The 15,012-nt window shown below is 60.9% G+C and carries 14 protein-coding genes; 5 read left to right on the top strand and 9 right to left on the bottom strand.

The genetic code is table 11. From position 1 onward, the window contains the following. Positions 1 to 41 precede the first annotated feature (41 nt). On the bottom strand, positions 42 to 629 hold the full coding sequence (locus BLX89_RS05685; RefSeq protein ID WP_075289669.1) for an NnrU family protein: 588 nt from the start codon (positions 627 to 629) through the stop codon (positions 42 to 44). Positions 630 to 797: 168 nt separating this feature from the next. Here BLX89_RS05685 and BLX89_RS05680 point away from each other — a divergent pair, with 168 nt between their 5' ends. After that, on the top strand, positions 798 to 1,808 hold the full coding sequence (locus BLX89_RS05680; RefSeq protein WP_075289853.1) for a polysaccharide deacetylase family protein: 1,011 nt from the start codon (positions 798 to 800) through the stop codon (positions 1,806 to 1,808). Between the two features lie 11 nt (positions 1,809 to 1,819). Here BLX89_RS05680 and bacA read toward each other — a convergent pair whose 3' ends face one another. The 7 genes from bacA to glpK form a co-directional block, all read right to left on the bottom strand. Next, complete coding sequence (gene bacA, locus BLX89_RS05675) at positions 1,820 to 3,097, bottom strand: bacteroid development protein BacA (RefSeq protein WP_075289852.1); 1,278 nt, start codon at positions 3,095 to 3,097, stop codon at positions 1,820 to 1,822. Between the two features lie 120 nt (positions 3,098 to 3,217). Beyond that, positions 3,218 to 4,420 (bottom strand): YbfB/YjiJ family MFS transporter, encoded by a 1,203-nt coding sequence (locus BLX89_RS05670; RefSeq protein WP_143523502.1) that lies wholly within the window; start codon positions 4,418 to 4,420, stop codon positions 3,218 to 3,220. Positions 4,421 to 4,500: 80 nt separating this feature from the next. Then, on the bottom strand, positions 4,501 to 5,250 hold the full coding sequence (gene map, locus BLX89_RS05665; RefSeq protein ID WP_075289668.1) for a type I methionyl aminopeptidase: 750 nt from the start codon (positions 5,248 to 5,250) through the stop codon (positions 4,501 to 4,503). A gap of 134 nt (positions 5,251 to 5,384) precedes the next feature. Then, positions 5,385 to 6,425: an LLM class flavin-dependent oxidoreductase gene (locus BLX89_RS05660; protein ID WP_075289667.1), complete on the bottom strand. Its 1,041-nt coding sequence runs from the start codon at positions 6,423 to 6,425 to the stop codon at positions 5,385 to 5,387. Between the two features lie 115 nt (positions 6,426 to 6,540). Continuing rightward, positions 6,541 to 6,960 carry a type II toxin-antitoxin system VapC family toxin gene (locus BLX89_RS05655; protein WP_075289666.1) on the bottom strand — a complete coding sequence of 140 codons (420 nt, stop codon included), beginning with the start codon at positions 6,958 to 6,960 and terminating at the stop codon, positions 6,541 to 6,543. Between the two features lie 8 nt (positions 6,961 to 6,968). Beyond that, entirely contained in the window at positions 6,969 to 7,226 is a 258-nt protein-coding gene (locus tag BLX89_RS05650) for a type II toxin-antitoxin system Phd/YefM family antitoxin (RefSeq protein WP_075289665.1), read from the bottom strand. Positions 7,227 to 7,283: 57 nt separating this feature from the next. After that, the gene (gene glpK, locus BLX89_RS05645) at positions 7,284 to 8,771 is read right to left on the bottom strand and encodes a glycerol kinase GlpK (RefSeq protein WP_075289664.1); all 1,488 of its coding nucleotides are present in this window, start codon (positions 8,769 to 8,771) and stop codon (positions 7,284 to 7,286) included. 215 nt (positions 8,772 to 8,986) lie between these two features. Here glpK and xdhA point away from each other — a divergent pair, with 215 nt between their 5' ends. The 3 genes from xdhA to xdhC all read left to right on the top strand — a co-directional run bounded on the left by xdhA (position 8,987) and on the right by xdhC (position 13,829). Then, positions 8,987 to 10,459 (top strand): xanthine dehydrogenase small subunit, encoded by a 1,473-nt coding sequence (gene xdhA / locus BLX89_RS05640; protein WP_075289663.1) that lies wholly within the window; start codon positions 8,987 to 8,989, stop codon positions 10,457 to 10,459. Positions 10,460 to 10,646: 187 nt separating this feature from the next. Next, positions 10,647 to 12,992: a xanthine dehydrogenase molybdopterin binding subunit gene (gene xdhB, locus BLX89_RS05630; protein ID WP_075289661.1), complete on the top strand. Its 2,346-nt coding sequence runs from the start codon at positions 10,647 to 10,649 to the stop codon at positions 12,990 to 12,992. Between the two features lie 12 nt (positions 12,993 to 13,004). Beyond that, a complete protein-coding gene (gene xdhC, locus BLX89_RS05625; RefSeq protein ID WP_075289660.1) occupies positions 13,005 to 13,829 on the top strand; it encodes a xanthine dehydrogenase accessory protein XdhC in 825 nt (274 codons plus the stop codon). Here xdhC and BLX89_RS25315 read toward each other — a convergent pair. Further along, positions 13,805 to 13,930, bottom strand: a complete 126-nt coding sequence (locus tag BLX89_RS25315) for a hypothetical protein (protein WP_280950561.1) — start codon at positions 13,928 to 13,930, stop codon at positions 13,805 to 13,807. The genes xdhC and BLX89_RS25315 overlap by 25 nt on opposite strands. Before the next feature lie 180 nt (positions 13,931 to 14,110). On the opposite strand from BLX89_RS25315, the gene BLX89_RS05615 reads away from it, so the two are divergent. Next, positions 14,111 to 15,007: a LysR substrate-binding domain-containing protein gene (locus tag BLX89_RS05615; RefSeq protein WP_245292758.1), complete on the top strand. Its 897-nt coding sequence runs from the start codon at positions 14,111 to 14,113 to the stop codon at positions 15,005 to 15,007. The last annotated feature ends 5 nt before the right edge of the window (positions 15,008 to 15,012 follow it).

The raw sequence follows: 15,012 nt of genomic DNA, 5'->3' as shown, positions 1-15,012 counted from the left end.
CCGATTTTGCGGCGGTTGTAAGGGGGGATCGTCGAATTGGCCTATCCCGTGACGATCGGCGGCACGCCGATCAACAGTTCATGCAGACGCCAAACGAACAAACCGTAGACGATCAGACCACCAGCGACGGCCATCGCATCATAGGCGTAGGAGACGAAAACCGGGTGCGTGATCTCGCCGGCCCGCCAGCGACGCTTCATAGAAATGCGGAGGATGACACCCCAGGCGAGAAAAGTGCCGAACAGCAAAACGGAGTTGGTCTCGCCATTGGAAATAAGATGGGCCAGCGCCCAGATCTTGATGGCCAGAACCGCCGGGTGCTTCGTTGCAGCCTTGATCTTGCCCGCCGGCAGGAAAGCCGCGACCAGACAGATGCAGGCGAAGATCATCAGCGTCAGCGCGATGTGGCTCAAGAATTTCGGCGGATTGTAGAGCATGCCCGTGGTCGCGCGGGAAGCATCGAAACCGTAGGCGATGAGACAGAGGCCGAGGAGCGCGCAGATGCCATGGATCGCGTGCCAGGCGCCTTTGCCGCCCTTTGCAATCACGGTGTCGCGAAGGCCGGGCGCAAAACTGCGCACCAGATGAATGCCGAGAAAAATCACGACGCCGAGAATGAGAATGGCCATGTCCAACCTGTCCTGAAAGGGGTTTCTGCCAAAGGGCATAAAGGCAATGGCGGCGAATTTCCAGCGCGATCAAAGGATTGCCGCATTCCTGCGGCAGTGCATCGCAGCTCGTCTCTTTTCCAGCGCGATCACGCGCCGCTTTCTCCAAGGCCTTTCTCCATGTCCCGCATGCCCCGTCTCGCTCCCCTCGCCCTCTGTCTCGCTTTTGCGCCGGGGCAAGCCTTCGCCGTGGCGCCGCCGGCAGCGAACGCAGGGGCGGCCAAGCGCGAGCAGATGGTGATCGTTTCTTTCGATGGCGCCCATGACAACAGGCTCTGGGAAAAGAGCCTCGACATGGGCAGGCGCACCGGCGCGCACTTCACCTATTTCCTCTCCTGCACATTCCTGATGACCAAGGCCGACGGCGGTCGCAGCTATCAGGCCGCGGGCCACACGGCTGGCCGCTCGAATGTGGGCTTCGCGCAGTCGCAGGACGAGATTGCCCAGCGCGTCCGCTATATCTGGCAGGCGCATCTCGCCGGCCATGATATCGGCAGCCATGCCTGCGGCCATTTTGACGGCAAAAGCTGGAGCAAGGCCGACTGGAGCCGTGAGTTCAAGGCTTTCGACGCAGCGCTTCAGAATGCCTGGACCGCCGCCGGCATCGAAAGCGAAAAGCCGGAAGGCTGGAATAAATTCGCCACCCACGACATCAAGGGTTTTCGCGCGCCCTATCTTTCGACCAGCGACGGCCTGCTGCCGGCACTGAAGGATGCCGGTTTCCGCTACGACGCGAGCCTCGTCACCAAGGGACCGGGCATGCCCGCCACGCAGGAAGGAATGTCGCGCTTCGGCCTGCCGCTGATCCCGGAAGGCCCGCAGAAGCGCCGCGTCATCGGCATGGACTACAATCTGTTCGTGCGTCATTCCATGGGCGTCGAAAACAGGAAGGACAGCGCAACCTTCGAGGCCCGCGCGCTGGAAGCCTATCGCAATGCGTTCAACGCCCAATACAATGGCGGCCGCATTCCGCTGCAGCTCGGCTTCCACTTTGTCGAGATGAACGGCGGCGCCTATTGGCGCGCGCTCGATAGGTTCCTGACCGAAACCTGCTCAAAGCCGGAAGTCGCCTGCGTCAGCTATACGGAAGCACTGGCAAGGCTCGCCAACGAAAAGAAGGCGGATCGCTCCGCCTTCTAACAGTTTGAATGTCAGGGCTTTGCGGCCTGGATCTCGCCGTCCGTGTCTTCCCGCTCCAGATAACGTTGCTCGATATCCGGCAGCGGCTCGTCATAGATCGCCGCTTCAAACGCACGTAGACGTTTGTAGATCGACAACAGTTCCACAATCGTTGTCCATGAGTTGACGAGATACTGAAACGATTCCCGCACCTGCCCGAAGACGTTCTGGATCTGGCTCATAACGCCAAGTGTCAGCTTGCCCGCCACGATCGAAGGCACGAGGACAAAGGTGCCGAAGAGATTGTCGGCCTGTAGATAGAAGATGCGGGCGACGTTGAAATACATGTAGTGGAAATAGAGGCGAAAATAGTTGCGCCGCACGTTTGCGAACAGCTGCGCCACGGTGATCGGGTCTGCCCGGTCCTCGTGGTCTTCGCCGTAGACGAGTTCCTTACGATAGGCCGCTTCAACCCGCTGGTTGCGGAATTCCAGCCCCGGCAGCTTGATACCGACCATTGCCAGGAACACCGTTCCAAACAGCGACCAGCAGATCGCCGCCCAGACAAGCGCGTGCGGCACCGTGCCGATGAGCGGTAGTTCCGTAACTGTACCGGAAAACTTGAACAGGACCGGCAGAAACGCGATCAGCGTCATGATCGAGCTGACCAGATTGACGCCGAGGCTTTCCACGGTCGAGGAGAAGCGCATCGTATCTTCCTGAACACGCTGGGAAGCGCCTTCGATATGACGCAGCTTCGGCCAGTGCGACATATAGAAATCGTTCATCGCCGTGCGCCAGCGAAAGATGTAGTGGCTGACGAAGAACAGGTTCAGCACCCCGACGGTGATGGCGACAAAGGCGATCCCAGCAAACCCTGTCATGCCCCAATAAAGATCGGCGGCTGTGGGTATGGGCTCCTGCCGGGCCAATGCCCTCTGGATCATATCGTAGAACGGACCATACCAGGCGTTGATCGCCACGCTGACCTGAACCGAGAAATAGGTGTTGAAGACGATCAGTGCCGAGCCGAGCACCGACCAGCCCTGCCAGCGATGCGGGCTGTATGTGAACCAGAAAGCGGAAAAGAGCCCGGCCATCAGGATGTAGTAGATATAGAACCAGAGGAACGGTGCGGACCAGAAGACCGAAACGCCAATCACTGGCTCCTGGCCCTCCGGCAAGGGCGGCAAGCCGATCAAGGCGCCGAAGTCACGGCCGCCGCCATACCAGACGAGAACCGCAAGCAGGGTCCATATGACAACGGAAGGGAAGAACAGCTTCGGCTTGGGGAAAAAGGATACGAACAAGGTGCTGGTACTTTCGCTGGCGACGGGCAAAGCACCCGCCTTCTCGACACGGGAAACTAGGGCAAAAGCCTTTCCCTGCCAATCACATCAGCGGAACGTTACGGTTATTTAATCGGGAGCTTATTTGCCGCCCGACGAAGCCGTCATCGCCTCGGAAATCCGCCGCGCCTCCACCGCAACCATCACCACGCACAAAAGCAGCACGGAGGCCGCAATCAATGTCGGCAAGGTATAGCCGCCGCCTTCCGCAAGCCGGCCGGCGACAATCGGCCCGATGATCTGGCCGACGCCAAAGGCGGCGGTCATGAAGGCCAGAGCCTTGCGCGGACTTTTCGGCGCAAGCAGCCGGCCGATCTGCAGTCCGAACGCCGTCACCATCAGAAAGGTCAGCCCCAGCAGCACGCCGCCAACCAGCGGGGCCGCCGGCAGCGGCAGGCTGACGGCAAGCACCAGGCCGATGGCCTCGACCAGCAGGCCGCCGAGATAAACGCCGACAAGGCCGACAAACCGCACCAGCTTGCCCCAGAGATAGATCGAGATCGCCGCCGAAAGACCGGTCAGAAACCACGCAAGAAATTCGACCGTGCTATCCGCCGCCCCTTCCCGCGCCATGGCGACAAGAAAGGTGGCGGTGATCACATAGCCGAAGCCGAAGAGGCCGTAAGTCAATGTCATCACTACAAGCGGCCGGTTCCAGACAATCGGCGGCTCATGAACCGGAGTGGCGCTCGTCGTCTCACCCTCCAGCATAAGCCACACGGCGATGGCACCGATGAAAGCGATCAGCGCGCTGCCAAGCCAATCCAGCCGCCAGCTCGCAAAGCCCGCCACATCTACACCGGCCAGCAGGAAGATCATCAGGGAGGATGCCGCGATACCGAGACCCACACCGCCGAAATGCACGGCCTGCACATGCGGATTGTGTATCCGCGCCGCCCGGCCAAGCACGATCGACGAGAGGAAAATCATGGTGAAGGCGCTTGCGACACCCGCAAGGAAGCGGATGACGATGAAGCTTGCGATGCTTTCGGTTGTGCCCATCGCGAGGAGAAGCAAGGCTGTCGACAGCAACGCCCCAAGACCGATCGATCGCTCCCGGCCCGTTGCCCAGCCAAGCCCGGCAAGGACGGCGCCCACGAGATAACCGACAAAATTCGCCGAGGCGATCAGCCCGGCATCGGAGGGCGAAAGGCCGAGCCCGGCCATCATGCCGGGCAGGATCGGGGTATAGGCGAAGCGGCCGAAACCCATGGCGATCGCCATAGCAATGGCCCCGGCAGCTGCCGTGCGGGCCATGCCCGCGGAGGAATGCGCAACAGTCATGCCGTTTTATCGCACCGCAGCAAAGCCACAACAAACGACAAAATTTGAGCGATCGATCAATGCCGCGAATGATCCGGCGATCAATCCGGCAGCGTCAGCACCAAGGGCCCGTTGCGGGTAACGACGACGGTGTGTTCGTACTGCACGGTCGGGGCGCGTGGCTCGCTATAGAGCGTCCAGTCGTCATCGCCGCTTTCGGCCCAATGGGCGCCGATTGACAGGAAGGGCTCGACGGTAAAGACCATGCCCTCTTCCATGCGGCGCTTTTCGCGTTTGTCCGGCCAGGTGGCGATCTCGCCGGGCTCCTCATGCAGCGAGCGGCCAACGCCGTGGCTCGCAAGATTGGTGATCAGCGTATAGCGGTTCTTCTTGGCAAAACTGCCGATGGCATTGCCGATGGCCGCCAGCGACCGGCCGGAGCGCACCTCGTTCAGCCCCACCCACATGGCTCGCTTGCCATCCCGGCAGAGTTTTTCGATCTGCGTCTTGACCGGCGGCACGGCAAAGGAGGCGCCGGTATCGGAGAAGAAGCCGTTCTTTTCGGCGGAAACGTCGATGTTGACGAGATCCCCGGCAGCAATTACCCGCGGGCCGGGAATGCCGTGGGCAACTTCCTCATTGACCGAAATGCAGGTGGCGCCCGGAAAATTATAGGACAGCTCCGGCGCCGAACGGGCGCCCTCACCTTCAAGGAAACGACGCCCAATCGCATCGAGCTCAGCGGTGGTCATGCCGGGTTCGAGCGATGCGCCCATCAACTGGACAGCACGGGCACAGATGCGGCCGATTTCCTTCAACCGCTCCAGATCTTCATCATTGTTCAGGGTCATGTCGTCTCGCTTTCGCGGCGTATGTAACGCGCCGGGAGCCCTGGATAAAGCCCCTTGATGGAAGACAGTAGACGTTAGGCATTAGGCAATAGCGATTGAAAGCCACGCAAGAATTCGAGTGTGCCGACTACTGCCTATTGCCCACTGCCTATTGCCTCGCGAACAATCGGCGCAACCTTCGTGCCGTAAAGCTCGATACCGCGCATGATCTGGTCATGCGGCATCAAGCCGATCGCCATCTGCAGGAGGAAACGGTCATTCTTGAAGATGCGCTGATGGCGGATGATCTTTTCCGCGACGGTTTCGGGATCACCGAGAAAGAGATTGCCGTTCGGTCCGATCGACTGGTTGAAATGCGCCCGGTTGGTCGGCCCCCAGCCACGTTCGCGGCCGATGCGGTTCATCACCTCCGCCTGTGGGCCGTAAAACTGATCGGCCGCCTGCTCGGTCGTATCCGCGATGAAACCATGCACATTGATGCTGGTTTTCAGCTTTGCAGGATCTTGTCCCGCCCGGCGGGCAGCTTCGCGATAAAGCTCGAAAAGCGGCGCATAACGCGCCGGCTCGCCACCGATGATGGCAAGCGCCACCGGCAATCCCAGCGCGCCCGCGCGCGCGACCGACTGCGGCGTGCCACCGACGGCGATCCAGATGGGCATCTCCTTTTGCAAGGGTCGCGGATAAACGCCGCGTCCATTGATCGGCGGGCGCATGTTTCCGTTCCATGTCACAACCTCCTGATCGCGAATGGCGAGCAGCAAGTCGAGCTTTTCAGAATAAAGATCGTCGTAGTCTTCGAGGTTGTAACCGAAGAGCGGGAAGGATTCGATGAAGGAGCCGCGCCCTGCCATGATCTCGGCCCGGCCGTTCGAAATGAGGTCCAGCGTCGCATATTGCTGGAACACCCGCACCGGATCATCGGAAGAAAGCACCGTCACCGCGCTCGTCAGCCGAATATTTTTTGTCTTCGCGGCCGCAGCAGCCAGGATGACGGCAGGCGCAGACGCCGCATAATCCGGGCGATGATGCTCGCCGAGCCCGAAGACATCGAGCCCCACCTGATCGGCAAGCTCGATTTCCTCAATAAGGTGCCGAATACGCTCTTCACCTTCCACCCCGCGCCCGTTCGGTGCCTCGGGGTGAACATCCGCAAATGTGTAGAGACCAAGTTCCATGGATTTTCCTAGCAACGGGAGGCGGATCAAAACACGCCATTTCAAAGCGATAGTTAGGCAGCCGCCGATCGAAATCCCAGCGAAAAAGCGAGAACGAACTGTTTCTGTTTTTGGATCAATCGTTCCAGGGATTGAGCAGCCGCGCTCCGGTGACGGCAAAATCTCTGATATTGTGGGTAACGATCACGAAATCCCGTTGCAAGGCAGTCGCGGCAATCATGGCATCCCGATCGGATCGCCGGTCCGGCACATGGACTGCGGCGCAGCGGCGGGCGGTTTCGTGATCGAAGGCAAGAATGCGGTCCTTGAAGGCGACAAGCACATGGTCGGCAATCCATGTCCTGATGATCGCTGCCTGCCGGACATCACGGCGGGCAAGCAGCAGGTAGCCGATTTCCAGCTCCATCACGGAAATCGCCGATAGAAACAGCAGATCGGCCTGCACGGACTCTGCCCAGGTCAGAACCGACGGATGACACAGACCGTTGCCGGCCTTGCGCAGCTCGGAAACGACATTCGTATCGAGGATATACATCCGGGGCGCTACGAAAGGTCGGGGATTTTCAGCCCCAGATCGTCGCCCATCCTCGGCACCTCGAAATCGATTGCCGCGGCGTCCGGCATGGCCAGCAGTTCGGCAATTGTAGATTTCTTGGCCGTCAGCCGACGATAATCGTCAATGGAAAGCAGCACATGCGCCGGCTCGCCGCGGTGCGTGATGAACACCGGACCATCTTCCGCCGCCTTCTTGGCGCGGCTGGTATCCTGATTGAATTCGCGACTTGAGATGATCGTGACCATTGCAAGCACCTCCATTGTAGAAACATTACTACAATGGAGCGCTGCCGGCAATGTCGTTCAAGCGCTCAGCGTGCGCCGCACCGCATCGTTCCAGCCCGATATCTTCGCCTTGCGGGTCTTGTCGTCCATATCCGGCTCGAAGCGGCGGTCTCTCGCCCAAGTCGCAGCAAAGCCGGCCTGATCGGGCCAGACCCCGGCGCGGCTCCCGGCGAGCCAGGCGACGCCCAGAGCGGTCGTTTCAAGAATGACGGGACGGTCGACGGGAGCGTCGAGCAGGTCGGAGAGGCGCTGCATCGTCCAATCAGAAGCAACCATGCCGCCATCGACGCGCAGAACGGTCTGGGTGTCATCGTTCGACCAGTCCTTGCGCATGGCTTCCAGAAGATCGCGGGTCTGGTAGCAGACGGCTTCGAGCGCAGCGCGGGCAATCTCGTTCGGGCCTGTGTTGCGGGTGAGCCCGAAGATCGCGCCGCGGGCATCCGGGTCCCAATGGGGAGCGCCGAGGCCGGTGAAGGCGGGAACTAGATAAACATCCTGCTGCGGATCGGCATCCTTGGCCATGGGGCCGGTCTCATAGGCGGCGTTGACGATCTTCAGCCCATCACGCAGCCATTGCACGGCGGCACCGGCGATGAAGATCGAGCCTTCCAGCGCATAGGTGGTCTTGCCGTCGAGGCGATAGGCGATGGTGGTGAGCAGCCGGTTCTTCGAGCGAACCATGTCCTGCCCGGTATTGAGCAGGGCGAAGCAGCCGGTACCGTAGGTGGATTTCAGCATGCCCGGCTCAAAGCAGGCCTGACCGATTGTCGCCGCCTGCTGGTCGCCGGCAACGCCGAGAATGGGGATCGCCGCGCCGACGATCTCCGGGTCGGTCACGCCGAAGTCGGCGGCGCAATCCAGAACTTCCGGCAGCATGCTGCGCGGCACTTCCAGCATTTTCAGAAGATAGTCGTCCCACACATTCTCAGCGATATTGAACATCAGGGTACGAGAAGCATTGGTGGCATCTGTGACGAAAGATTTTCCGCCTGTCAGCAGCCAGATCAGGAAGGTATCGATGGTGCCGAAGCAAAGGTCGCCCTCGTCCGCGCGTGCCTGTGCGCCCTCGACATTTGCGAGCAGCCACGAGACCTTCGTGCCGGAGAAGTAGGGATCGAGCAGCAGGCCGGTCTTCTTCACCACCGTCTTCTCGAAATCCTGCCGTTTCAGTGTTTCGCAAAAGGATGCCGTGCGGCGGTCCTGCCAGACGATGGCATTGTAGATCGGCTTGCCGGTCTTGCGGTCCCAGACGACGACGGTTTCACGCTGGTTGGTGATGCCGATGGCAGAGATGTCGGAGGCGACAAGTCCGGCGTTGCGGATTGCCTCGTGAATGGTCGAAACCACCGTATCCCAGATCTCTTCCGGATCGTGTTCGACCCAGCCGGATTTCGGGAAATACTGGCGGAACTCGCGCTGGCCGGTGCCGACCACCTTCTGCTCGCCATTGAAGACGATCGCGCGGCTCGACGTCGTGCCCTGGTCGATCGCAAGCACATAACCCATGGTGGCCTCCCTCTCTGCGGCGCGCTCGTTTCCTCCCGGCGCGACCTTTTAAAAACTTCAATACAACGGCAAAACGAATGTCAAACGAAAATAAAACGCAAATCCGTCCGCACACTCAGAACCCGCGAAATCTGGCTCCTGCAGTGCAAAACGCAATTGTCACATCGGCGCTTTTGCGCGTAGTCTCAAGTGTCGAAATGATAAGAAGAGACAAGATGACGACAACGGCCGGCAGCATTCGCTTCATTCTCAACGATCGCGACGTTGCGCTTTCTGACCTTTCGCCCACGGCGACGCTTCTGGATTTCCTGCGCCTCGAGCGGCGGCTGACCGGCACGAAGGAAGGCTGCGCGGAAGGTGACTGCGGCGCCTGCACGGTGCTGGTCGGCAGGCTCTCTGGCGATGATCTCGTCTATGAAGGCGTCAACGCCTGTATCCGATTCGTCGGCTCGCTGAACGCGACCCATATCGTCACCGTGGAGCACCTGGCGGCGAAGGATGGCACGCTGCATCCGGTGCAGCAGGCGATGGTGGATTATCATGGCTCGCAATGCGGTTTCTGCACGCCGGGCTTCATCATGTCCCTCTATGGCCTCTGGCTTTCGAAGGATAATCCGGGCCGCGCCGATATCGAAAAGGCGCTGCAAGGCAATCTCTGTCGATGCACGGGCTACGAGCCGATCGTGAAGGCTGCCGAAGCCGTTGCCCGAGCCCGCCCCGATGCAGTCTTCGATCCGATCCTTAAGGTGCGGGACGATATCCGTTCGCGCCTGAAGACCCTGAGAACGGACGCGACCATCGTCGTCGGTCCGGAAGAGGCACAGCTCCTTGTGCCCGGCACGACAGCGGCCCTGGCCGAGATCATGGAACGCTCGCCCAAGGCGACCATCGTCGCCGGCTCGACCGATGTCGGCCTCTGGGTCACCAAGCAGATGCGGCCGATCAATCCGGTGGTCTTTATCAACGGGCTGGAAACGCTGCAAACGATCTCCGAAAACGCGGATGGCATCACCATCGGCGCCGGCGTTAGTTATACGGCTGCATTTGAAACGCTTGCCCGCCACTATCCGGCGCTCGGCGGCCTGATCAACCGCATCGGCGGCGATCAGGTGCGCAACATGGGCACGATCGGCGGCAACATCGCCAACGGCTCGCCGATCGGCGACAGCCCGCCGCCGCTGATTGCCCTTGGCGCTACGGTGACGCTGCGCTCGATAGCCGGGCAGCGAACGGTGCCGCTCGAAGACTATTTCATCGAATATGGCCGGCAGGATCGCAAACCCGGCGAATTCGTCGAAAGCATCTTCGTACCCGCGTTGCCGGCGTCCGATCATTTCGCCGTCTACAAGATCACCAAGCGGCGGGATGAGGATATCTCCGCCCTCTGCGCCGCCTTCCGGATCACGCTCGATGGCGACAACGTTGTGAGAGAAGCCCGCATCGCCTTCGGCGGCATGGCGGGAACGCCGAAGCGGGCTACGGCTGCGGAGGCTGCGCTTGTCGGGCACGTCTGGAGCGAGGAAACCATCAGGGCAGCGCAGCTTGCCCTTGAGCAGGATTACCAGCCGCTCACCGACTGGCGCGCCACGGCCGCCTACCGCATGCTGACGGCGAAGAACCTCTTCACACGATTTTTCCTGGAGACATCGGGAGAAGTTTCCGAACTTAAGCGGTTCGAGGTGGTGTGATGGAAGGTTTGTTTGGAATTTGCGGCATCACCCCCCTCTGTCACTTCGTGACATCTCCCCCTCAAGGAGGGAGATTGGGAGCAAGAGGCATCCCCCAGCCGATCTCCACCCTTGAGGGGGAGATGCCCGACAGGGCAGAGGGGGGTGATGCCGCCCGCCGCGATATTTCCGAATGGAGAACGCTCTAATGGATCAATCTACCTTCGAGGAGCGCAAGGTCATCTCCGGCGGCATGCATGCGAACCTGCGCCATGACAGCGCCCACAAGCATGTTTCCGGCACCGCCGACTATATCGACGACATCCCGGAACCCGCCGGCACTCTCCATGGTGCGCTCGGCATGACGGATCGCGCCCATGCCGAGATCGTTTCCATGGATCTCTCCGAGGTCGAGGCTACGCCCGGCGTCGTCTGCGTGCTCACCGCCCGCGACATGCCGCACAGCAATGATATCAGCCCCAGCCATCTCGATGACGAGCCGGTGCTGGCGGATGGCAAGGTGCAGTTCCACGGCCAGCCGGCCTTCGCCGTGATCGCCGAAACCCGCGATATCGCCCGCCGCGCCGCCCGGAAGGCGAAGATCGTCTATAACGACCTGCCGCACGCAACCGACATTCTCGACGCGCTTGAAAACGGCGGCGAACTGGTGACAAAGCCGCTGACGCTGTCGCGTGGCGAGGCAGAGGCCGAGCTGGAAAATAGCCCCCGTCGCCTCAAGGGCCGGATGCGCATCGGCGGGCAGGAGCATTTCTATCTCGAAAGCCATATCGCCTTTGCCATTCCCGGCGAAGACGACGAAATCACCGTATGGTCCTCCACCCAGCATCCGAGCGAAGTGCAGCATATGGTCGGCCATGTACTGGGCGTTCCCTCCAATGCCGTGACCGTGCAGGTGCGCCGCATGGGCGGCGGCTTCGGCGGCAAGGAAACGCAGGGCAACCAGTTCGCAGCACTCGCCGCCGTCGCCGCCAAGAAGCTGCATCGCCCGGTGAAATTCCGCCCCGACCGCGACGAGGACATGGCCGCGACCGGCAAGCGCCACGACTTCCTTGTCGATTACGACGTCGGTTTCGATGAAGACGGCCGCATCCATGCCGTGAACGCCAATTACGCCGCCCGCTGCGGCTATTCCTCCGACCTTTCCGGCCCGGTGACGGACCGCGCCCTCTTCCATGCCGATAGTTCCTATTTCTATCCGCATGTGAAGCTCACCTCGCAGCCGCTGAAGACCCATACCGTCTCCAACACCGCCTATCGCGGCTTCGGCGGCCCACAAGGCATGGTCGGCGGCGAGCGCATCATCGAGGAAATCGCCTATGCGCTCGGCAAGGATCCGCTCGAAATCCGCAAGCTGAATTTTTACGGCGAGAAGGATTCAGGGCGGGACATCACGCCCTATCACCAGCAGGTGGTGGACAACGTCATCCACCGCGTCGTCTCCGAACTGGAGGCAAGCACCGATTACCAGGCCCGGCGGCAGGCGATCATCGAGTTCAACAAAACCAGCCGTGTCATCCGCAAGGGCATCGCGCTGACGCCGGTGAAATTCGGCATCTCCTTCACCATGACCGCGTTCAACCAGGCGGGCGCCCTTGTCCATGTCTATCAGGATGGCTCGATCCACCTGAACCATGGCGGCACGGAAATGGGCCAGGGGCTCTATACCAAGGTCGCGCAGGTTCTGGCGGACAGTTTCCAGGTCGATATCTCCCATGTGAAGATCACCGCGACCACAACCGGCAAGGTGCCGAACACATCCGCCACCGCCGCCTCCTCCGGCTCCGATCTCAATGGCATGGCGGCCTATGACGCTGCGCGCCAGATCAAGGAACGTCTCGTCGCTTTCGCCGCCGAACGCTGGCAAACGGCACCGGAAAACATCAGCTTCGTGCCAAACCATGTGAAGATCGGCGATGAGCGCGTGCCCTTCCCGGATTTCATCAAGCAGGCCTATTTCGCCCGGGTGCAGCTCTCGGCGGCGGGCTTCTACAAGACGCCGAAAATCCACTGGGACCGCAACACCGGCCGCGGCACGCCGTTTTATTACTTCGCCTATGGCGCATCGGTCTCCGAAGTCTCCATCGATACGCTGACCGGCGAATACATGGTCGACCGCGTCGACGTGCTTCATGATGTCGGCAAGTCGCTGAACCCGGCGATCGATATCGGCCAGATCGAAGGCGCCTTCGTGCAGGGCATGGGCTGGCTGACGACCGAAGAGCTCTGGTGGGATGCCAAGGGCAGGCTGCGCACGCACGCGCCATCGACCTACAAGATCCCTCTGGCCTCCGACAGGCCAAAAATCTTCAACGTCAAGCTTGCCGAATGGTCCGAAAATGCCGAGCTGACCATCGGCCGCTCAAAGGCCGTGGGCGAGCCGCCCTTCATGCTGCCGATCTCGGTGCTGGAGGCGCTTTCCATGGCAGTCGCCAGCGTTGCAGGCTATCGCGAGTGCCCGCGCCTTGATGCTCCGGCGACACCGGAACGGGTGCTGATGGCCGTCGAACGGCTGCGCGCCGGCAACAAGGCCTGACGAGCGAAGGCGATGAACTTCGCAGCCCAGAGCTTGGACGCATTCCTCGACCGCGAGTTCAAGCTCGTCATCGTCGAGATCCTTGAAACGCGCGGATCGACGCCGCGGGAGGTGGGGGCAATCATGCTGGTCTCCCCGACCGACCTGCATGGCACGATCGGTGGCGGCCAGATGGAGCATATGGCGATCGACAATGCCCGCGCCCTACTCGCCGGCATCAGCGACACCCTGACCATGGATATCCCGCTTGGGCCGGAGATCGGCCAATGCTGCGGCGGCCGTGTCATCCTCGGCTTTCGCTTGTGCGACGATGCCGCCCGCGCCGATCTGCTGCGACTGATCGATGAGCGGCGAAACGACTTTCCGGAAGTCTGGATATTCGGTGCCGGCCATGTCGGTCGCGCGCTGGCCGAAGCGCTGCTTCTGCTGCCGTTCAAGACCTATGCCGTGGAAACGCGGGAAACCGAACTCGCCCAGCTTTCTGCAGGCGCGTTCCACCGGCTGGTCGCCATGCCGGAAGCCATGGTGAAGGACGTCGCGCCGGGTGGCGCTGTCACTATCGTCACCCATGACCATGCGCTCGACTTCCTGATTGCCAAGGAGGCACTGGCCCGCGACGACCTCGCCTATGTCGGCATGATCGGCTCGAAGACGAAACGGGCGACATTTTCAAGCTGGGCAAAGAAGGAAGATTTGGGCGAGACGGAGCTTTCTCGGCTCACGCTCCCCGTCGGCGGCACCGCCGTGCCGGACAAACGGCCGGCGGTGATCGCAGCGCTGACAACAGCGGAAATCGTGACCGCAATCAGCGCCTACCGCGTCAAATCCCACTCCTGAAGCGGCTCCCGTCCATCAAGGAAGCCCAGGTCTCTCTTGATGTGATCCGAGGTGACTTCGAGATCGAGCGCGCCGGTTACGGAGCGTTCTCTGTCAAACATTTGCGTTACACCTCGCAAAAGGCGCGCGAACCATGAAGGTTCGATTGACTGATATTTTTCAAATGCTTGGAGTGTCATGACAACACCTCTGAATGGTGGAGAACCTGAGTTGCAGCTTGCCTCCAAACGTGCTCAAGTTCCAATCGAACTTCACAGGCGATACATCAAGAGAACTTATCCATGAAACTGTCGCGACAGATGCCGCTCAATGCGCTGCGTGTCTTCGAGGCAGCCGCGCGGCTGATGAGCTTTACCAAGGCCGGCGACGAGCTTGGCATGACGCAGACGGCCGTGAGCTATCAGATCAAGCTTCTGGAAGACCATGTCGGGGAGCCACTGTTTCTGCGCCGCCCGCGGCAGATTTCATTGACGGAAGCCGGCGAGCGGCTGCAGCCGAAGGTGGCTCAAGGCTTTTCCATTCTGGCGGAGGCCTTGGCTTCGGTCAGCGACGAAACCGGCCAGATGCTGCATATCGATTCGACCGCCACCTTCGCGCAGCAGTGGCTGACGCGTTATCTCGGCTCCTTTCAGCTTCGCCATCCCAACATCGCTGTCAGGCTTTCGACATCGCCGGTCGTCAATGATTTTGCGAGCACCCAGGCCGATGTCGCCATTCGCTACGGCCGAGGGCTCTGGCCCGGTTTGAAGGCCCATCGCATCATGCGCATGGATTTCACGCCGATGCTGAGCCCGAAACTCGCTGAAAAGGTCGGCGGCATCCGCGAGCCGGCCGATCTCCTGAAGCTCTCGATCATCAGCGCCGGCGATGTCTGGTGGGAGCAATGGTTTGAGGCTGCAGGGGTGAAGGATGCCAATCTCAAACGCTATCCGCCCAACGAACTCGGCACACAGTCCTTCGATGCCGGCATGGCGATCGCCGGCCAGGGGGTTGCCATTCTCAACCCGCAGCATTTTCAGGAAGAGGTGGAAAGCGGCAGGCTCTACCAGCCCTTTTCCCTGACCTGCAACGACGGGCGCGACTACTGGCTGGTCTACCTCGAAACCCGCCGGCATGTGCCGAAGATCCGCGCTTTTCGCGACTGGATGCTGAGCGAATTTCCGGTGGATGACGATTGATGAAA

It is taken from the genome of Pararhizobium arenae, assembly GCF_001931685.1.
GTDB lineage: Bacteria > Pseudomonadota > Alphaproteobacteria > Rhizobiales > Rhizobiaceae > Pararhizobium > Pararhizobium arenae.
Note: the sequence above shows the minus strand (reverse complement) of the source record. Positions and strands in the feature narration are given on the sequence as shown.